General features: G+C 54.1%; 28 protein-coding genes. 13 read left to right on the top strand and 15 right to left on the bottom strand.

What is annotated here, in order from left to right:
* Positions 1–61: 61 nt before the first annotated feature.
* Together elbB and mtgA are read left to right on the top strand one after the other, a co-directional pair.
* On the top strand, positions 62–715 hold the full coding sequence (elbB, locus tag OGV79_RS07400; protein WP_012135342.1) for an isoprenoid biosynthesis glyoxalase ElbB: 654 nt from the start codon (positions 62–64) through the stop codon (positions 713–715).
* Positions 712–1,440, top strand: a complete 729-nt coding sequence (gene mtgA, locus OGV79_RS07395; RefSeq protein ID WP_047460963.1) for a monofunctional biosynthetic peptidoglycan transglycosylase — start codon at positions 712–714, stop codon at positions 1,438–1,440. The genes elbB and mtgA overlap by 4 nt, the downstream gene beginning before the upstream one ends.
* On the opposite strand, the gene yrbL is transcribed toward mtgA, so the two are convergent.
* The 12 genes from yrbL to OGV79_RS07335 form a co-directional block, all read right to left on the bottom strand.
* Entirely contained in the window at positions 1,415–2,086 is a 672-nt protein-coding gene (gene yrbL / locus OGV79_RS07390; RefSeq protein ID WP_199976857.1) for a PhoP regulatory network protein YrbL, read from the bottom strand. The genes mtgA and yrbL overlap by 26 nt on opposite strands.
* Before the next feature lie 210 nt (positions 2,087–2,296).
* Positions 2,297–2,569, bottom strand: coding sequence for a PTS phosphocarrier protein NPr (gene npr, locus OGV79_RS07385; RefSeq protein ID WP_012135339.1), 273 nt, complete (start codon positions 2,567–2,569; stop codon positions 2,297–2,299).
* Positions 2,566–3,420: an RNase adapter RapZ gene (rapZ, locus tag OGV79_RS07380; protein ID WP_012135338.1), complete on the bottom strand. Its 855-nt coding sequence runs from the start codon at positions 3,418–3,420 to the stop codon at positions 2,566–2,568. The genes npr and rapZ overlap by 4 nt, the downstream gene beginning before the upstream one ends.
* Before the next feature lie 36 nt (positions 3,421–3,456).
* A complete protein-coding gene (gene ptsN, locus OGV79_RS07375; protein ID WP_012135337.1) occupies positions 3,457–3,948 on the bottom strand; it encodes a PTS IIA-like nitrogen regulatory protein PtsN in 492 nt (163 codons plus the stop codon).
* A gap of 125 nt (positions 3,949–4,073) precedes the next feature.
* Positions 4,074–4,361: a ribosome hibernation promoting factor gene (hpf, locus tag OGV79_RS07370; RefSeq protein ID WP_012135336.1), complete on the bottom strand. Its 288-nt coding sequence runs from the start codon at positions 4,359–4,361 to the stop codon at positions 4,074–4,076.
* 22 nt (positions 4,362–4,383) lie between these two features.
* On the bottom strand, positions 4,384–5,817 hold the full coding sequence (rpoN, locus tag OGV79_RS07365) for an RNA polymerase factor sigma-54 (RefSeq protein ID WP_012135335.1): 1,434 nt from the start codon (positions 5,815–5,817) through the stop codon (positions 4,384–4,386).
* Positions 5,818–5,864: 47 nt separating this feature from the next.
* On the bottom strand, positions 5,865–6,590 hold the full coding sequence (lptB, locus tag OGV79_RS07360) for an LPS export ABC transporter ATP-binding protein (protein WP_012135334.1): 726 nt from the start codon (positions 6,588–6,590) through the stop codon (positions 5,865–5,867).
* A 6-nt stretch (positions 6,591–6,596) separates the two neighbouring features.
* Positions 6,597–7,151, bottom strand: coding sequence for a lipopolysaccharide ABC transporter substrate-binding protein LptA (gene lptA / locus OGV79_RS07355; RefSeq protein ID WP_047460976.1), 555 nt, complete (start codon positions 7,149–7,151; stop codon positions 6,597–6,599).
* Positions 7,120–7,695 (bottom strand): LPS export ABC transporter periplasmic protein LptC, encoded by a 576-nt coding sequence (gene lptC, locus OGV79_RS07350; protein ID WP_012135332.1) that lies wholly within the window; start codon positions 7,693–7,695, stop codon positions 7,120–7,122. The genes lptA and lptC overlap by 32 nt, the downstream gene beginning before the upstream one ends.
* Positions 7,692–8,258 carry a 3-deoxy-manno-octulosonate-8-phosphatase KdsC gene (kdsC, locus tag OGV79_RS07345; RefSeq protein WP_199976859.1) on the bottom strand — a complete coding sequence of 189 codons (567 nt, stop codon included), beginning with the start codon at positions 8,256–8,258 and terminating at the stop codon, positions 7,692–7,694. Before kdsC ends, lptC begins: the two co-directional genes overlap by 4 nt.
* 19 nt (positions 8,259–8,277) lie before the next feature.
* Entirely contained in the window at positions 8,278–9,264 is a 987-nt protein-coding gene (kdsD, locus tag OGV79_RS07340; RefSeq protein ID WP_012135330.1) for an arabinose-5-phosphate isomerase KdsD, read from the bottom strand.
* A 14-nt stretch (positions 9,265–9,278) separates the two neighbouring features.
* On the bottom strand, positions 9,279–10,256 hold the full coding sequence (locus OGV79_RS07335) for a calcium/sodium antiporter (protein ID WP_012135329.1): 978 nt from the start codon (positions 10,254–10,256) through the stop codon (positions 9,279–9,281).
* Positions 10,257–10,468: 212 nt separating this feature from the next.
* Here OGV79_RS07335 and mlaF point away from each other — a divergent pair, with 212 nt between their 5' ends.
* From mlaF to murA, 7 genes are all read left to right on the top strand, one after another.
* Positions 10,469–11,281: a phospholipid ABC transporter ATP-binding protein MlaF gene (mlaF, locus tag OGV79_RS07330; protein ID WP_012135328.1), complete on the top strand. Its 813-nt coding sequence runs from the start codon at positions 10,469–10,471 to the stop codon at positions 11,279–11,281.
* Between the two features lie 7 nt (positions 11,282–11,288).
* The gene (mlaE, locus tag OGV79_RS07325) at positions 11,289–12,071 is read left to right on the top strand and encodes a lipid asymmetry maintenance ABC transporter permease subunit MlaE (protein ID WP_047460983.1); all 783 of its coding nucleotides are present in this window, start codon (positions 11,289–11,291) and stop codon (positions 12,069–12,071) included.
* Positions 12,072–12,075: 4 nt separating this feature from the next.
* Positions 12,076–12,627 (top strand): outer membrane lipid asymmetry maintenance protein MlaD, encoded by a 552-nt coding sequence (mlaD, locus tag OGV79_RS07320; RefSeq protein ID WP_012135326.1) that lies wholly within the window; start codon positions 12,076–12,078, stop codon positions 12,625–12,627.
* 18 nt (positions 12,628–12,645) lie between these two features.
* Complete coding sequence (gene mlaC / locus OGV79_RS07315) at positions 12,646–13,281, top strand: phospholipid-binding protein MlaC (RefSeq protein WP_012135325.1); 636 nt, start codon at positions 12,646–12,648, stop codon at positions 13,279–13,281.
* On the top strand, positions 13,281–13,574 hold the full coding sequence (gene mlaB / locus OGV79_RS07310) for a lipid asymmetry maintenance protein MlaB (protein ID WP_049010395.1): 294 nt from the start codon (positions 13,281–13,283) through the stop codon (positions 13,572–13,574). Before mlaC ends, mlaB begins: the two co-directional genes overlap by 1 nt.
* A 169-nt stretch (positions 13,575–13,743) precedes the next feature.
* Positions 13,744–13,998: a BolA family iron metabolism protein IbaG gene (gene ibaG / locus OGV79_RS07305; protein WP_024130986.1), complete on the top strand. Its 255-nt coding sequence runs from the start codon at positions 13,744–13,746 to the stop codon at positions 13,996–13,998.
* A gap of 53 nt (positions 13,999–14,051) precedes the next feature.
* Positions 14,052–15,311, top strand: coding sequence for a UDP-N-acetylglucosamine 1-carboxyvinyltransferase (gene murA, locus OGV79_RS07300; RefSeq protein WP_012135322.1), 1,260 nt, complete (start codon positions 14,052–14,054; stop codon positions 15,309–15,311).
* Positions 15,312–15,381: 70 nt separating this feature from the next.
* On the opposite strand, the gene sfsB is transcribed toward murA, so the two are convergent.
* Positions 15,382–15,654: a DNA-binding transcriptional regulator SfsB gene (gene sfsB / locus OGV79_RS07295; RefSeq protein ID WP_012135321.1), complete on the bottom strand. Its 273-nt coding sequence runs from the start codon at positions 15,652–15,654 to the stop codon at positions 15,382–15,384.
* A gap of 235 nt (positions 15,655–15,889) precedes the next feature.
* The gene (gene ispB / locus OGV79_RS07290; RefSeq protein ID WP_047460989.1) at positions 15,890–16,861 is read right to left on the bottom strand and encodes an octaprenyl diphosphate synthase; all 972 of its coding nucleotides are present in this window, start codon (positions 16,859–16,861) and stop codon (positions 15,890–15,892) included.
* 258 nt (positions 16,862–17,119) lie between these two features.
* On the opposite strand from ispB, the gene rplU reads away from it, so the two are divergent.
* The 4 genes from rplU (at position 17,120) to cgtA (ending at position 19,958) form a co-directional block, all read left to right on the top strand.
* Positions 17,120–17,431 (top strand): 50S ribosomal protein L21, encoded by a 312-nt coding sequence (gene rplU / locus OGV79_RS07285; protein WP_000271396.1) that lies wholly within the window; start codon positions 17,120–17,122, stop codon positions 17,429–17,431.
* 19 nt (positions 17,432–17,450) lie between these two features.
* Complete coding sequence (gene rpmA / locus OGV79_RS07280; RefSeq protein WP_012135319.1) at positions 17,451–17,708, top strand: 50S ribosomal protein L27; 258 nt, start codon at positions 17,451–17,453, stop codon at positions 17,706–17,708.
* Positions 17,709–17,804: 96 nt separating this feature from the next.
* The gene (locus OGV79_RS07275; protein ID WP_012135318.1) at positions 17,805–18,770 is read left to right on the top strand and encodes a DMT family transporter; all 966 of its coding nucleotides are present in this window, start codon (positions 17,805–17,807) and stop codon (positions 18,768–18,770) included.
* Between the two features lie 15 nt (positions 18,771–18,785).
* The gene (gene cgtA, locus OGV79_RS07270; RefSeq protein WP_012135316.1) at positions 18,786–19,958 is read left to right on the top strand and encodes an Obg family GTPase CgtA; all 1,173 of its coding nucleotides are present in this window, start codon (positions 18,786–18,788) and stop codon (positions 19,956–19,958) included.
* Between the two features lie 148 nt (positions 19,959–20,106).
* On the opposite strand, the gene dacB is transcribed toward cgtA, so the two are convergent.
* The gene (dacB, locus tag OGV79_RS07265) at positions 20,107–21,540 is read right to left on the bottom strand and encodes a serine-type D-Ala-D-Ala carboxypeptidase (RefSeq protein ID WP_049010979.1); all 1,434 of its coding nucleotides are present in this window, start codon (positions 21,538–21,540) and stop codon (positions 20,107–20,109) included.
* Between the last annotated feature and the right edge of the window lie 169 nt (positions 21,541–21,709).

Genomic DNA, 21,709 nt, shown 5'->3' with positions numbered 1-21,709 from the left:
GCGCAGCATTTTAATCAGAATTATTAATACGCTTCAGTAAGTTGCGAAAAGGATCATCACGATGAAAAAAATTGGCGTAGTGCTCAGTGGATGTGGCGTATACGACGGCGCCGAGATTCATGAAGCCGTTCTGACCCTTCTGGCGATTGCCCGCAGCGGCGCGCAGGCCATCTGCTTTGCGCCGGATAAACAGCAGGCTGATGTGATTAATCACCTGACGGGCGAAGCGATGGCGGAGACGCGAAATGTCCTGATCGAAGCCGCGCGCATTACGCGAGGGGAAATTCGTCCACTCGCCCAGGCGGTCTCCAGCGATCTGGACGCGCTGATTGTTCCGGGTGGATTTGGCGCGGCGAAAAACCTGAGTAATTTTGCCAGCCAGGGCAGTGAGTGCCGGGTAGATAGCGACCTGGCCGCGCTGGCAATCGCCATGCACCAGTCGGGTAAGCCGTTAGGGTTTATGTGCATTGCCCCGGCAATGCTGCCCAGGATTTTTGGTTTCCCGCTTCGTCTGACGATTGGCACCGATATCGATACGGCGGAAGTGCTGGAAGATATGGGGGCCGAGCATGTGCCATGTCCGGTTGACGATATTGTGGTGGATGAAGATAACAAAATTGTCACCACGCCTGCTTACATGCTGGCGCAGGATATTGCACAGGCGGCGACCGGCATTGAAAAACTGGTGTCTCGCGTACTGGTTCTGGCTGAATGAGTAAAGGGCGTTTCACTCCGCTGGCGTCCCTGCGCCGTTTGCTCCTGCGCATCCTTGTGGTGCTGGCGGTTTTTTGGGGCGGCGGCATCGCGCTGTTCAGCGTCGTTCCGGTGCCTTTTTCCGCAGTGATGGTGGAGCGGCAGATTAGCGCGTGGCTGCAAGGCGATTTCGGCTATGTTGCGCATTCCGACTGGGCTGGCATGGATGAGATCTCGCCGTGGATGGGGCTGGCGGTGATTGCGGCGGAAGATCAGAAATTCCCGGAGCACTGGGGATTTGATGTTTCGGCCATTGAGAAGGCGCTGGCGCACAATGAGCGTAATGAAAACCGAATTCGTGGGGCGTCCACGCTTTCTCAGCAAACGGCGAAGAATCTCTTTTTATGGGATGGCCGCAGTTGGCTGCGCAAAGGGCTGGAGGCCGGGCTCACCGTCGGGCTGGAAACCGTCTGGAGTAAAAAACGCATCCTGACCGTCTACCTGAATATTGCGGAGTTTGGCGATGGCGTGTTTGGCGTGGAAGCGGCGTCGCAGCGCTATTTTAATAAACCAGCCAGCCGGTTAAGTATGTCAGAAGCCGCGCTATTAGCGGCGGTGCTGCCAAACCCTTTACGCTTTAAAGCGAACGCGCCTTCAGGCTACGTGCGTAGCCGTCAGGCGTGGATTTTGCGTCAAATGCGCCAGTTGGGCGGCGAATCGTTTATGACGCGTAACCATCTGTATTAAGATTGTGCTGACGCGCGGCCTCAAGAGAGGGGAGCGGCAGCGCGCTTTTGTCTTCTTCCTGGCGGTTCATCTTCAGCGCCGCCACCAGACCCGGTTGGGCGATCAACCGTTCCCACTGTCTTTCCTGTTTGCGATGGCAAAACCAGGCTGACCAGCTTGCCAGCGGGATCAGCGTGCTCTCGCCGATGTTGTCGCAGATCACCGGGATCGCTTCGGATTCGCTAATGCGGTGACACAGAATATTTTGCGGCTTCAGGGTCATGGTGACGATGCGGTTATCGTAGATATAACGCTTGAGCGTTTTCAGCAACTGGCGCAGGACGGCGGCATCTTCGTCATTGCGGCACTGCGCCACAAATTCAGTCAGCGTGACGGACGGTTTGCCATCGAAATCGGTTATCACATCGTAGACGTAGCCCGTACCACAATCGGTCTCTACCGTACCGTGATAGCGCGGGATGCCGCTCCAGTCTTGCAGGTAACGTGACAGATGCGCGTAATATTTCAGCTCACGGCGGATCTCTTTCTTGCCGCTGCGGTCGGCATTGTAAATGATCTTAATGCAGCGTTGGGCATCGCCCGGATGCGCATAACATTTACGATGGCGTCCGGTGCCCAGGGGATTTTGTTCAGATAAAAGTATCATGAGATCTCCTGGTAATGTTGCTAATAGAACCAGTATGAACGCTCAACTTAAATAGAACGTAAACAACCCCTCTTAAGGTTTTCTTAAGGTTTAATCAGGACGGAAAAGCGCACGGAATGTACAATATCGACGCAGGCAGAAAGACGAGGGAATAAAAAAAACGCCGGGTGGCGTTTTCTGGGGGAGAGGAAGAGACGAAAGCGAAATGGCCTAATCTTCGTCGAATCCTGAATTGAACAGCGCGATCACCGCCGCCAGCGCTTCGACCTCCTGCGGGCCGGTAGCTTCAATTTCTATCTGGCGACCTTTAGCAGAGTCCAGCATCAGCAGGGCAATGACGCTATTGGCTTCGGCTTCGGTGCCTTCATCATTGCGTAACAGCACTTCGGCCTCAAAACCCTGCATTAATTCAAACAGTTTCATGGCAGGCCGGGCATGCATACCCAGCTTGTTCGTGACTTCTACAGTCTGCTTCACGGTCATGTTTTGCGTTTTTCCAGCGTTCTATGGCGTGACTGCACGTTCTTACCGCGTGAGCGGAAGTAGTCTGCCAGCTGTTCTGCAATATACACCGAACGGTGTTTCCCGCCGGTACAGCCGATGGCTACGGTGAGATAGCTACGGTTGTTTGTCTCCAGCATGGGTAACCATAACTCAAGATAGCTGCGAGTCTGGTAGATAAAATTGTGTACTTCTGTGTGTCTGTCGAGGAATGCCGCAACCGGTTTATCGAGGCCGGTCATTGGACGCAGTTTCGGGTCCCAGTGCGGGTTAGGCAGGAAGCGCACGTCAAAAACATAATCGGCATCGATTGGAATACCGTGCTTGAAGCCGAAGGACTCGAACACCATTGTCAGCTCGCGCTCGCGTTTGCCCAGCAGACGGGTACGCAGCATTTCCGCCAGTTCATGCACGGACATTTCAGAGGTATCGACAATCAGATCGGCGCGGGAACGCAGCGGTTCCAGCAGATCGCTTTCCTGGTCGATGGCGCTCTCCAGGGAGAGATTTTTGCTGGAAAGCGGATGCAGACGGCGCGTATCGCTGTAACGGCGAATCAGCGTGTTGCGATCGGCATCAAGGAACAGAAGCTGTGGTGAAAACGCATCGGGCAGGTTGTTCATCGCCTGCTCGAAAATTTCAGGGGACTCAGGCATGTTACGCACGTCAATGCTGACGGCCGCAGAAATCTGGCGATCGGCCAGCGTACGAGCCAGATCGGGCAACAGCACCACGGGGAGGTTGTCCACGCAGTAAAAACCCATATCTTCCAGCGCACGCAGGGCGACAGATTTCCCTGACCCTGAACGACCGCTGACGATCATCAGTACCATGTACCGTTTCTCCTCACAACAGATGCCATTGGGTGGTTATGCCTCATCCTTTCCACCTTCGGTGTCAGTGATGATTTGATACAGCTCTTCGTCACTCTGCGCGGCGCGCAGACGGCGGCAGATGGTTTTATCCGCCAGACGTTTAGCGACCAGCGACAGTGTATGCAGATGCGTTTTGGTCTGATCTGCGGGCACCAGCAGGGCGAAAAGCAGATCGACCGGTTGATTATCAATGGCATCGAAAGCGATAGGCGTTTCGAGTTGGACGAACACGCCGACGGCGCGCAGCGTATCTTCTTCCAGCTTGCCGTGCGGGATGGCGATACCATTGCCAATGCCGGTACTGCCCATTTTCTCACGCGTCAGGATTGCTTCAAATACCACCTGCGGAGGCAGGCTGAGCTGTTTTGCCGCCAGTTCACTGATAATCTCCAGCGCACGTTTTTTGCTCTGGCAGTGAACGCCGCTGCGCGTACATTCCTGGTTAAGTACGCTGCTCAGTTGTAGAGTCGTATCGTTATTTGTCATAATTTCACCTAAGAACCTGTTCCATCAGGATGATTCCTGATGAGGCAGATTCGGAGCGCTAACTGTACAAATGGCCTGTTGTGCGTCACAACAGGCCGTCCTGCACTCGCTAACTGCCCGGACAATTAGTGTTGTTTCAGTTTATCTTTGTGTTTCGTTAGCTGCCTTGCCAGTTTATCGATCAAACCGTCAATGGCGGCATACATATCCTGACCTTCCGCGCTGGCGTGAATTTCGCCACCGTTTACATGCAGTGTCGCATCCGAGATGTGTGTTACCTTCTCCACTTTCAAAACAACGTAGACCTGATTAATCCTGTCAAAATACTGCTCAAGTTTGGCGAATTTGGTTGAGACAAAGTCGCGCAGGGCTTCAGTAATTTCGACGTTATTTCCAGTGATGTTGAGCTGCATAGTGTCTTCCTTATCGGTTGGTTCAAACCAGCTGTTTGCGCTGATTGGACGGCGGAATGGATAAAGACTCTCGGTACTTCGCAACGGTGCGGCGCGCCACCATGATACCCTGATCCGACAACATAGAGGTTAACTTGCTGTCGCTCAGCGGCTTCGCGGGGTTCTCCGCAGCAATTAATTTCTTCACCAGCGCACGTATCGCCGTGGAAGAGGCTTCGCCTCCGCCTTCGGTATTCACATGGCTGGAAAAGAAATACTTCAGTTCAAAAATGCCGCGTGGACTGTGCAGATACTTCTGCGTGGTCACACGGGAAATCGTCGATTCGTGCATCTCGACGGCCTGGGCGATGTCCGCCAGCACCATCGGTTTCATAAACTCTTCGCCTTGCTCGAAGAAGGCCTGCTGCTGCTCAACAATACAGCGGCTCACGCGTAACAGGGTGTCGTTGCGGCTTTCCAGACTTTTGATCAGCCACTTCGCATCCTGAAGGTTGCTGCGAATGAACTGGCTGTCGGCATCATTACGCGCGCCGTTGCACAGGGCGGCATAATGTTGATTGATCTGTAGACGGGGAATGCTGTCGCCGTTCAGCTCCACCATCCAGTAACCGTTATGCTTACGCACCAGCACATCCGGGATCACATATTCAGGTTCGCCGGTCTGGATAGACTGACCCGGTCTGGGATCGAGCGACTGGATAAGATTGACCGCCTCTTTCAGCACCTCTTCTTTCAGCCGCGTAACGCGCATCAGGGTGCGGAAGTCATGATTGGCCAGCAGATCGAGGTGATCGCTGATGATCAACCGGGCGTCTTCCAGCCAGGGCGTGGATTTATCGAACTGTGAGAGCTGGATCAGCAGGCAGTCACGGAGATCTTTCGCCGCCACGCCGATGGGATCGAAGCGCTGAACGCGTTTGAGTACCGCTTCTATTTCATCGAGGCCGATCTCTTCATCGCCGATGCTTTCGAGAATGTCATCCAGCGAAATGGTGAGATAGCCGGTATCATCAACGGCATCGACAATTGAGGTGGCAATCGCGCGATCGGTATCCGAGAACGGAGTCAGCCCGACTTGCCACATCAGGTAGTCCTGGAGGGACTGCGTGGTTTCGCCCTGGTACACCGGCAGCTCGTCGTCGATGTAGTCGCCGCTGGTGCCGGACGGCGTACCTGCGGTGTAAATCTCATCCCAGCTGGCGTCAAGCGGCAGCTCTTCGGGCATCTCTTTTTGTTCGAGCGCGTCTGCGGTATCCAGGGCTTCGTTGTCCTGGGTTTCGCGCGTGTCGATTTCATCGTGAAGATCGGTTTGCTCAAGCAGCGGATTACTCTCCAGCGCTTGCTGAAGTTCCTGCTGAAGTTCCAGCGTAGACAACTGCAACAGACGGATGGCCTGTTGTAGCTGGGGCGTCATCGCCAGTTGTTGGCTGAGCCTGAGTTGCAAACCTTGCTTCATGTTCAGAGTCGTTTTCTCCCGCTGTGACGTCGCAGTCTTCTACCCTATCAGAGTCTGAAGTCTTCCCCAAGGTATACGCGCTTAACGTGCTCGTCTTGCAGGATTTCTGTCGGTGTGCCGTGTGCGATCAGATGCCCCTGGCTGACAATATACGCGCGTTCACACACCGCCAGCGTCTCACGAACGTTGTGGTCGGTAATCAGAACGCCGAGGCCGCTGTCGCGCAGGTGCTCGATAATGCGTTTGATGTCGATGACGGAAATCGGGTCAACGCCTGCAAACGGTTCATCCAGCAGGATAAATTTCGGATTTGCGGCCAGTGCGCGGGCAATCTCCACACGGCGGCGTTCACCGCCGGACAACGCTTGTCCGAGGCTGTCGCGCAGATGCTCGATGTGGAACTCTTCCATCAGTTCATTGGCGCGGTCTTCACGCTGTTCGGTCGTGAGATCGTCACGAATTTGCAGCACCGCCATCAGGTTATCAAACACGCTCAGACGGCGGAAAATGGAGGCTTCCTGCGGTAAATAGCCAATACCGCGACGCGCGCGGGCATGCAGCGGCAGCAGGCTGATGTCTTCATCGTCAATAATAATGTTGCCAGCGTCGCGTGGCACAATGCCCACCACCATGTAGAAGGTGGTGGTTTTGCCTGCGCCGTTCGGCCCGAGCAGACCGACGATCTCCCCGGAATTCACGGTCAGGCTGACATCTTCCACCACGCGACGGCCTTTATAGGCTTTCGCAAGATTCTTTGCAGTTAATGTTGCCATAACGAATTAGTTACCCTTCTTCTGTGCCGGGGTCTGGTCTTTGTTTTTGTCCTGCAACTGCGACGGCACCAGAACCGTCGTTACACGTTTGCCTTTTTCGCTGAACGCCTGCATTTTCTGCTCTTTCACCAGGTAAGTGATCTTATCGCCGGTGATGTTGCTGTCGAGCTGCTCCAGGTAGGCGTTACCGGTCAGGACGACGAAATCTTTCGCCAGCTCATAATGCATTTTTTGGGCATGGCCTTTTACCGGCTTGCCGTTGTCCTGCATCTGATAAAACGTCGCCGGGTTGCCGAAGCCGTCGATCACCTCTTTGCCTTGCTCGCCGCCCGGACGGGTGACGACCACTTTGTCGGCATTGATTTTGATGGTGCCCTGAGTCACGACGACATTTCCGGTAAACGTCACCACGTTACCCTGCATATCCAGTGACTGCTGGTCCGATTCAATATGAATCGGTTGTTCGGTATCGCCGGTGACCGCGAACGCCGGAAGACTGGCGGCCAGAAGTGTGCTGGCAAGCACAAGATTAAGGCTGAGTTTGTTTGTTTTGAATTTCATAGGAGGTTCTAACCTTTTCAATCAGCTCGGCGTTCTTGCTGCGTAAGTTGCCGCGCATTTTCAGTCCGCTGGAGTTAAATGTTGTTCCGTATAACGTGACCAGATCTTCAGAGGTGACATCCTGCGTCACCAGGTTGATCGTCGCGTTATCCGTCGTGATTCTGCGTAGTTGAGCGTCAGGCGCCAGCGCATTGACTTCAACGTGACCATACAGATAGAGCATCCGGTCTTCGGTCAATTTCGCCTTATCCGCTTTAATCGACCATGTCGGGACTTTATCTTTATCAAAGGTGGTTAATACCGGTTGGGTAAACCACGAAAGCGCCTGTTCTGAATAATATTCAACGTGCTGCGCAATAAGACGATAGTTCAACGCGCCTTCCGGGCTATAGACGACCGTATCGGTATGCTCGCTCTTATAAGTCGGATCGCTGGTGTTCACCACAACCTGAGCAGGATCGTCTTTATCCGCCAGATTAATTCCGATCAACACCAGTACGGCCAACGACAGTAGAATGATAACCCAACGTCTGGTTTTACTCATATCGATTGCCCTTTGGCCTCATCAAGCTTACCCTGCGCCAGCAAGAGTAGATCGCACACTTCCCGCACCGCGCCGCGTCCACCGGCGATATGCGTCACATAGTCGGCGCGGGGGATCAGGAGCGGATGCGCATCAGCGACCGCAACGCTCAGACCCACTTTTTCCATCACCGGCCAGTCGATCAGATCGTCACCGACGTAAGCCACATTTTCAGGCGCAACGCCCAGCTTATCGAGCAGGTCGCCAAACGCGATAAGTTTGTCCGACTGCCCCTGATAGAGATGCGTGATCCCCAGGGTGGCACAGCGATCTTCTACAAGTTTAGCCTTTCGTCCGGTAATAATAGCGACCTCAATCCCGGAAGTGAGCGCACAGCGAATGCCGTAGCCATCACGGACGTTAAAGGCCTTCAGCTCTTCACCGTTGTTGCCCATATAAATCAGACCATCAGACAGCACGCCATCCACATCGAGGATGAGCAGACGGATGTTTTCCGCCTGGGTGATAACCTGTGTACTGACGGGGCCATAACAGGTCGCAAGCGACGCACCTGCTTTACTCATTTCTTTTATCCTTGAGTTTCTACACTACGCCTGCACGCAGTAAATCATGCATATGTAACACACCCAGTAACTGGTCGCCATCAGCAACCAAAACGGAGGTGATATGACGGGACTGCATTAAGTTCAGGGCGTTAACGGCGAGAATACCGGGGCGAACGCGAATTCCCCCTGGCGTCATGACGTCGGCAATCCCTAACTGGCGAACATCCACACCCATATCGAAAACACGACGCAAGTCGCCATCGGTAAAGATGCCGTCAATCTTCATTGTGTCATCACAAATGACGGTCATGCCGAGATTTTTACGCGTAATTTCCAGCAGGGCATCACGCAGGCTGGCGTTTTTATTCACATGCGGGATTTCATCGCCGGTGTGCATGATATCGTTAACGCGCAGCAGAAGTTTACGGCCAAGTGCGCCGCCCGGATGCGACAACGCAAAATCTTCGGCGGTAAAGCCGCGGGCTTTTAATAACGCGACTGCGAGCGCATCGCCCATGACCAGCGTAGCCGTGGTGCTGCTGGTCGGCGCCAGACCCAACGGGCAGGCTTCTTTCGGCACTTTAACACACAGATGCACATCCGCCGCACGCGCCATGCTGCTTTCTGGCCGCCCGGTGATACAAATCAGCGGCACCTGCAAGCGTTTGAGAACCGGGATTAATGCGGCAATCTCATTGGATTCGCCAGAGTTGGAAATCGCGATCACCACATCCTGCGAGGTGACCATGCCGAGATCGCCATGCGCGGCCTCGCCCGGGTGAACAAAAAAGGCGGAAGTGCCGGTGCTGGCAAAGGTGGCGGCCATTTTCCGCCCGATATGACCTGATTTTCCCATCCCCATGACAACGACTTTGCCTGTGCACGAGAAGATTTTTTCACAGGCGAGCGTGAAGTTCTGGTCGATGTATTGATCAAGCTCCGCCAGGCCTTCACGTTCAATCTCCAGGACGTCTTTGCCTGCTTTCTGAAAGTCAAAACCCGGTTGTAACGCTAAGTGCGACATAGTCCGTTTTCCCGTTATCCAATAAGAAGCGGCGATAGCCAGTACAGCATCGCCAGCCATACGATAAAACCGCCGGTCAGCAGCACGCCTGCGCCCCGACCAATCTGGCGCGGACGCCGCCAGCACAGCAATGCCAAAACAATGCTCACTAACAGCATCACGCTATAGTCACGCCCAAACGCCAGCGGGTTGACGTCGCCTGGCGTAATCAATGCAGGCAGCCCCAGTACGATGGCGATATTGGAAATATTGGCGCCGATAATGTTGCCAATGGCGATATCATTTTCACCTTTGCGGATGCCCGCGATCGCCGTCGCCAGCTCCGGCAGGCTGGTGCCAATCGCAATTACCGTCAGGCCGATAGTCAGTTCGCTCATGGCGAAGTAGTTCGCCAGTACGGTGGCGTTATCAACCACCATCCGCGTCGCCATCGGCATAATAATCAGCGCGATACCCAGCCACAAAAACGCGACGGGTAAGCCGCCTTCGCGCGGCAGCTCCGCCACCTGCTCCCGGGTGAGGCTGTCATTTCCCTGCCGCTCCGCCAGGCGCGCGATCTTAACAATGAACAGCAGCCATAGCACGGCCAGCAGCAGAAGAAAGATTCCGTCGCTACGGCTCAGCTCGCCATCGTGCAGGACGGAACCCGCCAGCACACTGACAAATAACATTAGCGGCAATTCGCGGCGCAAAACATCAGAATGCACGGTAAAAGGGTGAAACAGCGCCGCCAGGCCCAGAATCAGCAAGATATTGATGATGTTGGAGCCGAGCGCGGTGCCCACGGCTAAATCCAGTTGCCCGTGAAGCGACGCGGCAACTGAGACAATTATCTCCGGTAATGATGTTCCGATACTGACGACCGTCATCCCGATAATGAGCGGAGGAATCCCCACTGCCCGGCACAAAATCGATGCGGCAAACACCAGACGATCGGCGCTGTAGACCACCAGAAGTAAACCAATAATTAACAGCGCCGTAGCTAAAAGCATCTAAAGTCCTTTCTTCAGGTATACTCGCCGGTCCACTGGAGGGATCTTCTGGAAGCCGTAACGAAGTCTTAATTTTGACTTTATGCGGCTAAAAAGTAAAACAAATGCCAGCTTTAGCTAACTAGGGCAGGTAATATTCTGTAAATATGTTGGGTTCATGGCTAAATTCAGCGCCATGCTTAGATCAACAAGGCGATACAAAGGATGAATCAATGGGTCAGTCTGTGGCGAATTTAGTCGATATGCGCGACGTCAGCTTTTCGCGTGGCGACCGCTGCATTTTCGATAATATTTCCCTGACCGTGCCACGCGGGAAGATCACGGCGATCATGGGGCCATCGGGGATCGGTAAAACCACGCTGTTACGACTGATTGGCGGACAGATCCCGCCGGATAGCGGGGAAATACTGTTTGATGGCGAAAACGTACCTGCTATGTCTCGCTCGCGGTTGTACACGGTACGAAAACGGATGAGCATGCTGTTTCAGTCGGGGGCGCTGTTCACCGACATGAACGTGTTTGATAACGTAGCCTACCCGCTGCGGGAGCACACGAATTTACCCGCGCCGCTGTTGAAAAGCACGGTGATGATGAAACTGGAAGCCGTTGGTCTGCGCGGCGCGGCAAAGCTCATGCCCTCTGAACTGTCCGGGGGGATGGCGCGGCGTGCGGCATTAGCCCGTGCTATTGCGCTGGAACCCGACCTCATTATGTTCGATGAGCCGTTTGTGGGTCAGGACCCGATTACGATGGGCGTACTGGTGAAGCTGATTTCAGAACTGAACAGCACGCTGGGCGTAACCTGCGTTGTCGTGTCCCACGATGTGCCGGAGGTGCTGAGCATCGCGGATCACGCCTGGATTATGGCGGACAAAAAAATCGTGGCGCACGGTAGCGCGAAGGAACTGCAAGAAAATGCCGACCCGCGCGTCCGCCAGTTCCTGGACGGTATTGCCGACGGGCCGGTTCCGTTCCGCTATCCGGCGGGCGATTATCACTCCGATTTACTCGAAACAGGGAGTTAAGCCACTCATGCTGTTAAATGCGCTGGCATCGCTTGGACACCGGGGGATCAAAACCCTCAGAACGTTCGGGCGTGCCGGGTTAATGTTATTCAATGCGGTGATTGGTAAGCCGGAATTTCGCAAGCATGCGCCGCTGCTGGTGCGTCAGCTCTATAATGTGGGCGTCTTGTCGATGCTCATTATTATCGTCTCTGGCGTTTTTATCGGCATGGTGCTCGGGTTGCAGGGCTATCTGGTTCTGACGACCTACAGCGCGGAAACCAGCCTGGGTATGCTGGTGGCGCTTTCATTGCTGCGTGAACTGGGGCCGGTTGTCGCGGCGTTGCTGTTTGCCGGGCGCGCAGGGTCTGCGCTGACTGCGGAAATTGGTCTTATGCGAGCGACTGAGCAGCTCTCCAGTATGGAAATGATGGCCGTCGATCCGCTGCGCCGGGTGATCTCTCCGCGCCTGTGGGCGGGGGTGATTTCGCTGCCGCTGCTGACGATTATCTTCGTGGCCGTTGGCATCTGGGGAGGATCGCTGGTTGGCGTTAGCTGGAAGGGGATCGATGCCGGTTTCTTCTGGTCGGCGATGCAGGATGCCGTCGACTGGCGTCTGGATCTCGTGAACTGTTTGATTAAGAGCGTGGTGTTCGCCATCACGGTAACGTGGATTGCGCTGTTCAATGGGTATGACGCGATTCCGACCTCTGCCGGGATTAGCCGCGCAACCACGCGCACCGTTGTGCACTCGTCTTTGGCCGTTCTGGGTCTGGATTTTGTGTTGACCGCACTGATGTTTGGGAATTGAGTTCATGCAAACGAAAAAAAGTGAAATTTGGGTAGGGATCTTCTTGCTGGTTGCGTTGCTGGCGGCGCTGTTTGTTTGCCTGAAAGCGGCCAATGTCACCTCAATGCGCACGGAGCCGACCTACACGATTTATGCGACCTTCGACAATATTGGCGGCCTGAAAGCGCGCTCTCCGGTGCGCATCGGCGGGGTGGTTGTCGGCCGGGTTGCGGATATCTCGCTGGATCCGAAAACCTACCTGCCGCGCGTCACGCTGGATATTGAAGAGCGCTATAACCACATTCCTGATACCAGTTCGCTGAGTATCCGCACCTCTGGTCTCCTGGGGGAGCAATATCTGGCGTTAAACGTTGGGTTTGAAGATCCTGAACTGGGAACGTCTATCCTCAAAGATGGCGACACTATTCAGGACACCAAGTCCGCGATGGTGCTTGAAGACATGATTGGTCAGTTCCTTTACAACAGTAAAGGGGACGACAATAAGAATTCTGGCGATGCGCCAGCGCCAACTGAAGGCAATAATGAAGCGACACCGCCTGCGGGCGCAACAAATTAATCACAGGAGAATCGATGTATGTTTAAGCGATTAATGATGGTAGCGCTGCTGGTCATTGCACCGTTGAGCGCGGCAACCGCGGCGGACCAGACTAACCCGTATAAATTGATGAATGAGGCGGCGCAGAAAACCTTCGATCGTCTGAAAAACGAACAGCCGAAAATCCGTGCCAACCCGGATTACCTGCGCGACGTCGTTGACCAGGAACTGCTGCCGTATGTGCAGGTGAAATACGCGGGCGCGCTGGTACTGGGTCGTTACTACCGGGAGGCGACGCCGGCGCAGCGTGATGCCTATTTCGCGGCGTTTCGTGAATACCTGAAACAGGCTTATGGTCAGGCGCTGGCGATGTACCACGGCCAGACTTACCAGATTGCGCCGGAACAACCGCTGGGCAATGCGACCATCGTGCCGATCCGCGTGACGATCATCGATCCGAATGGCCGTCCTCCGGTTCGACTGGATTTCCAGTGGCGTAAAAACACCCAGACCGGTAACTGGCAGGCTTATGACATGATCGCGGAAGGCGTCAGCATGATCACCACAAAACAGAATGAGTGGAGCGATTTGCTGCGTACTAAAGGCATCGACGGCCTGACCGCGCAGTTGCAGTCAATTTCTCGTCAGAAAATTTCGCTGGAAGAGAAAAAATAATGACGCAGTCACTTAGCTGGACGCGCGAAGGTGACACGCTGGCATTAGCGGGAGAGCTGGACCAGGACGTGCTGAACCCGCTGTGGGATGCGCGCGTTGATGCGATGAAAGGCGTAACCTGCATCGATCTGAGCCAGGTCTCCCGGGTGGATACCGGTGGTCTGGCGTTACTGGTGCATCTTGTCGATCAGGCGAAGCGACAGGGCAACAGCGTTTCGCTGCAAGGGGTAAACGAGAAGGTTTACACGCTGGCGAAGCTCTATAATTTGCCTGCTGACGTGCTTCCACGTTAATTTTTGTAGGCCGGATAAGGCCTTGTGCCGCCATCCGGCAAAACCCCTAAGTGGGATTTGCCACCAAAGCCTTGCCTGATTTATCAGCTGGGCTTTTTGCTTATTTATGACAGCGCCACTTTGCTCTAAGATGTTGGGCTGTTTTCCCTATTTGACGAATGAAGAGCCCATGGAAAATCATGAAATTCAGAGCGTGCTGATGAGCGCACTCTCCCTCCAGGAAGTCCACGTCTCTGGCGATGGCAGTCACTTTCAGGTTATCGCCGTGGGTGAGATGTTTGACGGCATGAGCCGGGTCAAGAAGCAGCAGTCTGTTTACGGCCCGTTGATGGAGTTTATTGCGGATAACCGTATCCATGCCGTATCGATCAAAGCGTATACCCCAGCGGAATGGGAACGCGATCGCAAACTTAACGGTTTTTGAGCGACGGGCGACACGCCGGTAGCAGATATGAATTCTTAACAGAGAACAGAATAATGGATAAATTTCGTGTACAGGGGCCGACAACGCTCCAGGGCGAAGTCACAATTTCAGGCGCTAAAAATGCCGCATTGCCGATCCTTTTCGCGGCGCTGCTGGCAGAAGAGCCGGTAGAGATCCAGAACGTTCCAAAGCTGAAAGACATCGATACGACGATGAAACTGCTCAGCCAGCTTGGAACGAAAGTGGAACGTAACGGTTCTGTCTGGATCGACGCCAGCCAGGTCAACATCTTCTGCGCGCCTTATGAACTGGTAAAAACCATGCGTGCGTCGATTTGGGCGCTGGGGCCGCTGGTGGCGCGTTTTGGTCAGGGGCAGGTTTCTCTGCCAGGCGGCTGCGCCATCGGCGCGCGTCCGGTCGATCTGCACATCACTGGCCTGGAACAACTGGGCGCTGAGATCAAGCTGGAAGAAGGCTATGTGAAGGCGTCTGTTAATGGTCGCCTGAAAGGCGCGCATATCGTGATGGACAAAGTCAGCGTCGGTGCGACGGTGACCATCATGTCTGCGGCAACGCTGGCCGAAGGGACCACCGTGATTGAAAATGCCGCGCGTGAGCCGGAGATCGTCGATACCGCGAACTTCCTGGTGACGTTGGGAGCGAAGATCAGCGGTCAGGGCACCGATCGTATTACCATTGAGGGCGTTGAGCGTCTGGGCGGCGGCGTATACCGTGTTCTGCCCGATCGCATTGAAACCGGCACCTTCCTGGTCGCGGCGGCGATTTCCGGCGGTAAAATCGTCTGCCGTAACGCGCAGCCGGATACGCTGGATGCCGTACTGGCTAAACTGCGTGACGCCGGAGCGGATATTGAAACCGGTGAAGACTGGATCAGCCTGGACATGCATGGCCAGCGTCCGAAAGCTGTGAATGTGCGCACCGCGCCGCACCCGGCTTTCCCGACCGATATGCAGGCGCAGTTCACGCTGCTGAACCTTGTCGCGGAAGGGACGGGCTTCATCACGGAAACCATTTTCGAAAACCGCTTTATGCATGTGCCTGAACTGATCCGTATGGGCGCGCACGCGGAAATCGAGAGCAACACCGTGATTTGCCACGGCGTTGAAAAACTTTCCGGGGCGCAGGTGATGGCGACCGACTTGCGTGCGTCTGCGAGCCTGGTGCTGGCGGGATGCATTGCAGAAGGCACGACGCTGGTCGATCGTATTTATCACATCGATCGTGGCTATGAGCGCATTGAAGACAAACTGCGCGCGCTGGGCGCGAATATTGAGCGTGTGAAAGGCGAGTAATTTTTTCCGCATGCACTGGTAGCCCCTGTTCGGGGGCTACTGTTCAGAGCGTTATCCGTTCCTTACTTCTCTATTTCCCTTTTCGAGCCCGCATCAGACGCGTTCTGTCAATGAACTCATGGGTTTCTGGGTCATGATAGCGCGACGGCCAGATCACCCAGGGTTCTGTACCCAGCGCTTTCGCAATGATGAGCTCTCCTTTCGGCCACGGTCGGGTCAGGGCGTTTGCCAGCGTCGAGGAACTTAATCCATTCTTGCGTGATTCCGCCGCCATAGATGTCCCTTTTTTACGTAATCCGGCAATGATGTCTGCGGGATGCCAGTCAATGAGTTTATTTTCCATTATTCCCTCACTCCTTCGGTCAGTCAGTCGCTTGCGGCCTGGATAATCAGCCTGTGAGAAATACTATACGCCAGGTGATAGTATTGCTCTAATATGTTCCTGTAAAGAGTATGCATATTCATAAAATGTGACAGCATACGTGCGATGGGAAAAGGGCCGGAAAAGAAATGAGTAACTGGAATTTACTGGAACTTAAAGATTCATCCCGCGCAAAGCACGGGATGAGAAAGGCGGGTTAACGATCGCGTTGTACGGCGATGTGCGCCAGACCGATCAGGGCTTCGCGCCACGGCGTATCAGGCAGAATCTGTAGGGCGGCGATGGCTTTATCGGCCTCGTCTTCTGCACGCTGACGCGTCCATTCCAGTGAACCGCAGGCGGTCATAGCTTCCAGAACGGGTTCCAGAAGGTGGCGACCATTGCCTTGTTCAATGGCGGTACGGATCATTTGTGCCTGCTCTGGCGTACCGTTACGCATAGCGTGCAGCAGCGGCAGCGTTGGTTTTCCTTCGTTGAGGTCATCGCCGACATTTTTACCTAACTGCTCGCCATCAGCGCTGTAATCGAGTAAATCGTCAATCAGCTGAAAGGCCGTACCGAGATAACGACCATAATCCTGCAACCCTTTTTCCTGCTCAGGAGTGCAGCCTGCAAGAATACCGGAACACTGCGCCGCAGCTTCAAACAGGCGCGCCGTTTTGCTGTAAATCACGCGCATGTAATTTTCTTCGGTGATGTCCGGGTCGTTGACGTTCATCAGTTGCAGCACTTCGCCTTCGGCGATGACGTTCACCGCTTCTGACATTACCTCCAGCACTTTCAGCGAGCCAAGGCTGGTCATCATCTGGAACGCGCGGGTGTAGATAAAATCACCGACCAGGACGCTGGCGGCGTTGCCAAATGCCGCATTCGCCGTTGCCTTCCCACGACGCATATCGGATTCATCCACAACATCGTCGTGTAGCAGGGTGGCGGTGTGGATAAACTCGATTAAGGCAGCGATCGTGACGTGCGCATTTTCCTGATAACCAACGGCGCGCGCAGCGAGTACGGCAATCATCGGGCGGATACGTTTTCCGCCGCCGCTAACGATGTAATACCCTAACTGATTGATCAGTTGGACGTCGGAATTGAGCTGTTCAAGGATTGTCGCATTGACACCCGCCATATCTTGCGCGGTTAACTCATTGATTTTTTCTAAATTCATCGCAAAAGCCGGGCTTATCGCCCCGATTAACTCATCATGGGATGAGATAACTAAGGGTTTAGGGTTAGGAATATATGCTGATTGTACTGAAAAAACGGCGCAGATAAACGTTACCGTACACGTTGTGTTTTTTTTCTTCATGTATTGACGGTAGCACTTGTCAAAGGCTCGCGTTTTGCGTAATATTCGCGCCCTATTGTGAATATTTATAGCGCACTCTGAATCATTGAAAAGGCGTGCGCGGAAGCGGAGTTTTTTATGTACGCGGTTTTCCAAAGTGGTGGTAAACAACACCGAGTAAGCGAAGGTCAGACCGTTCGCCTGGAAAAGCTGGACATCGCAACTGGCGAAACTATTGAGTTCGCTGAAGTTCTGATGATCGCAAACGGTGAAGAAGTCAAAATCGGCGTTCCTTTCGTTGATGGCGGCGTAATCAAAGCTGAAGTTGTTGCTCACGGTCGTGGCGAGAAAGTTAAAATCGTTAAGTTTCGTCGTCGTAAACACTATCGTAAGCAGCAAGGCCACCGTCAGTGGTTCACTGATGTGAAAATTACTGGCATCAGCGCCTAAGACCTGAGGAGAGATTTAAATGGCACATAAAAAGGCTGGCGGCTCAACTCGTAACGGTCGCGATTCAGAAGCTAAACGCCTGGGCGTTAAGCGTTTCGGTGGCGAAACCGTTCTGGCGGGTAGCATCATCGTTCGTCAACGTGGCACCAAATTCCACGCTGGCACTAACGTAGGTTGCGGTCGTGACCACACTCTGTTTGCTAAAGCAGACGGTAAAGTGAAATTCGAAGTTAAAGGCCCGAACAACCGTAAATACATCAGCATCGTTGCTGAGTAAGTTCTTCGTGGTCCGGTAACGGATTAAAGCCCCGCAACGTGTTGCGGGGCTTTTTACATTGAAAACCCGGAAAATTTTCTTGTAGGGAAAACGGGCATGAAGCAGCAGGCTGGCATTGGCATCCTTTTAGCACTCACCACTGCAATGTGTTGGGGCGCTTTGCCAATTGCAATGAAGCAGGTGCTGGAGGTGATGGAACCTCCAACCATTGTCTTCTATCGCTTTTTAATGGCGAGTATCGGCCTCGGCGCGATCCTGGCAGTTAAAAGAAAGCTCCCGCCATTGCGTATTTTTCGCAAACCGCGCTGGCTGGTGTTGCTGGCGATTGCAACAGGTGGACTTTTCGGGAATTTCATCCTGTTCAGCTCTTCCCTGCAATATTTGAGTCCGACGGCATCGCAGGTTATCGGTCAGCTGTCACCGGTTGGCATGATGGTCGCCAGCGTCTTTATTTTGAAAGAAAAGATGCGCGGCACGCAGGTGATTGGCGCGCTCATGCTGCTTTGTGGGCTGGTGATGTTCTTTAATACCAGTCTGGTCGAGATTTTTACCAAACTGACCGATTACACCTGGGGTGTGATCTTTGGGGTCGGTGCGGCGACGGTCTGGGTGAGTTATGGCGTCGCGCAAAAGGTGTTATTGCGTCGTCTGGCCTCACAGCAGATCCTGTTTTTACTGTACACTTTATGTACGATTGCGTTATTGCCGCTGGCGAAGCCGGGGGTTATCTCGCAGTTAAGCGACTGGCAGCTCGCGTGTTTGATTTTCTGTGGGCTGAATACGCTGGTAGGATATGGCGCCCTGGCGGAAGCGATGGCGCGTTGGCAGGCAGCGCAGGTGAGTGCGTTAATCACGCTCACTCCGCTGTTTACGCTGTTATTTTCAGATCTATTATCTATGGCCTGGCCCGATTTCTTCGCCAGACCGATGTTAAACCTTTTAGGTTATCTCGGTGCGTTTGTCGTGGTTGCGGGCGCGATGTATTCCGCCATTGGTCATCGTATTTGGGGCGGTTTACGCAAGCATGAAACGGTGGTTTCGCAACCCCGCTCAGGCGAATGATTTACGGAGAGTAAAATGAAGTTTGTTGATGAAGCATCGATTCTGGTCGTTGCTGGCGATGGCGGCAATGGTTGCGTGAGCTTCCGCCGCGAAAAATACATCCCGAAAGGCGGCCCGGATGGCGGTGATGGCGGCGATGGCGGCGACGTCTGGCTGGAGGCCGACGAAAACCTGAACACGCTGATCGATTACCGCTTTGAAAAATCGTTCCGCGCTGAACGTGGTCAGAATGGCGCAAGCCGTGACTGCACCGGTAAACGTGGGAAAGATGTCACGATCAAAGTGCCTGTCGGTACGCGTGTTATCGATCAGGGCACCGGCGAAACCATGGGCGATATGACCAAACACGGTCAGCGTCTGATGGTTGCCAAAGGCGGCTGGCACGGCCTGGGCAATACCCGCTTTAAGTCCTCTGTTAACCGTACTCCGCGTCAGAAAACGATGGGTACGCCGGGCGATAAGCGCGATTTGATGCTGGAGCTGATGCTGCTGGCGGACGTGGGTATGCTGGGTATGCCAAACGCCGGTAAATCAACCTTTATCCGCGCGGTATCTGCGGCAAAACCGAAAGTGGCGGACTATCCGTTTACCACTCTGGTGCCGAGCCTTGGCGTTGTGCGTATGGACAACGAAAAGAGCTTTGTGGTTGCCGATATTCCGGGGCTGATTGAAGGCGCGGCGGAAGGCGCGGGTCTGGGGATTCGCTTCCTGAAGCACCTGGAACGTTGCCGCGTACTGCTGCACCTTATTGATATCGATCCGATCGACGGTTCCGATCCGGTGGAAAACGCCCGTATCATTATCGGCGAACTGGAAAAATACAGTCAGGATCTGGCTGCTAAGCCGCGCTGGTTAGTGTTCAACAAAATTGATTTGCTGGACCAGGCCGAAGCGGAAGAAAAAGCGAAAGCTATCGCGCAGGCGCTGGGCTGGGAAGATAAGTACTACATGATTTCCGCAGCCAGCCAGACTGGCGTGAAAGATCTCTGCTGGGATGTGATGACCTTTATCATCGAGAACCCCATCGTTCAGGCTGATGAAGCGAAGCAGCCGGAGAAAGTGGAGTTCATGTGGGACGATTATCACCGTCAGCAGCTCGCTGAAGTCGAAGATGAAGCAGAAGATGACTGGGATGACGACTGGGACGAAGACGACGAAGAAGGCGTCGAGTTCATCTACAAGCGTTAATCTGGTTCAAATGCCCGGTGGCGCTTACGCTTACCGGGCCTACGGATAGTAGGCCGGATAAGGCGCAAAGCGCCGCCATCCGGCAATTAAATGACCCATCTAGTGTGTAGGCCGGATAAGCGTCAGCGCCATCCGGCACTATCCTCACCTAGTTGTTCTGATAAAGATCTTTGTACAACCGGCTTTCAAAACGTACTAACGGAATACGACGATTGCGCTGGTCAGCTGGCGTAACGGCATACCCGGAAAGATACTGAACAAACGCCATCCGTTGCCCACTTGCCGTTGTAATAAATCCCGCCAGATTATAGACCCCTTGCAGCGAGCCTGTTTTCGCCGAAACTTTACCATCGACCCCAGCCTGATGCAGACCCGCACGGTATTGCAGAGAGCCGTCATATCCCGCCAGCGGCAGCATGGAGATAAAGTTCAGCTCGTTGTCGTGTTGGGCGATGTATTGCAGCACCTGCATCATGGTGGCCGGGGCAATCAGGTTGTGGCGAGAGAGGCCCGAACCGTCAGCGATGATGGTATTGCCAATATCAACGCCAGCCTGCTGACGCAGGATCTGGCGTACGGCATCAGATCCCGCCCGCCATGTGCCGGGGACGTTGAAGCGTGCGTGGCCGATCATGCGAAAGACGGTATCGGCAATCATGTTGTCCGATTTTTTCAGCATAATCTTAAGCAAATCATGCAGCGGCGCAGACTGCTTGCTGGCAACCACCGTTCCGGGTTCGTTGACCTGCGTCTGGCGTAACAGCGTACCGCTGTAGGTAATACCTGCCTGTTTTAACTCGTCTTTCAGGATTGCTCCGGCATAGCTGGCGCCGTCCTGAATGGCGAAGGCCAGCGGTAACGGTTCGGCGCGCTGCGGCAGACAGCCTGTCAGCGTGAAGCGGTTTAAATCCCCCGGAACGACATCCAGCTCACAGTATTGCGCTTCCGCAGAGCCGCGTGGGAGAGTGCGAACCTGACTGAACATGGTCACCGGGTAATAGGACGCCACGCGAATATACGCTAAGTCATTCGGTTTTTGCGCGCTGTAGAGGGAGATGGAAAAGCAGTTGCGATCGACAATGGCGGCTGCGGGGGGGGCGCTAAAACATTGCGTCATGTCATTCCAGGGCCAGCCTGGCGCTTTATCATGGCTGGCGAAAATGGAGGTGTCGATGAGCACATTTCCCGCAATTTGCGTCACGCCGGATTTTTTCAGCGTCGCGACCATATTGCGAATATCCTGGCGTTTTAGCGTCGGATCGGCACCAAATCGCGCCACTAAGTCCCCTTTTAAGACGCCATTGTCCACGTTGCCTTTTGTCTCCAGCGTGGTGGTAAAACGAAAATCGGGGCCGAGCTGAATCAATGCCGCGAGGGCCGTGATCACTTTTTGCGTACTGGCGGGCAGCGCCATCTGCTGGCTATGGTAATCAATCGCGGGCGTGGACGCGCCGACCTTCTGAGCCATGAAAGCAAGGTTGGCCCCATCAGGGAGCTGATTGATGTATTCATCAACATTCGCGGCCTGGACGCTGAACGCTATACTGGTGGTCAATCCGATGATAAATCTGGAAAATCGCATAATCTCGCGCTAACAACCTGGAAACAAGCCGTCATACTACGGCGCAATGCCCTGGAAAGTAAACGATGACCCATAGGGAACTCCAGGGTAAAATACGTATCAAATTGAGAATTGTAGCTGACCTGGGGCTTTGTACCCGGGTCGGTATTTTTTTGCTTCTGGCTTTGGT

Source organism: Citrobacter sp. CK185 (genome assembly GCF_030333565.1).
In the GTDB taxonomy this organism is placed as follows: Bacteria; Pseudomonadota; Gammaproteobacteria; order Enterobacterales; family Enterobacteriaceae; genus Citrobacter_B; species Citrobacter_B koseri.
Note: the sequence above shows the minus strand (reverse complement) of the source record. Positions and strands in the feature narration are given on the sequence as shown.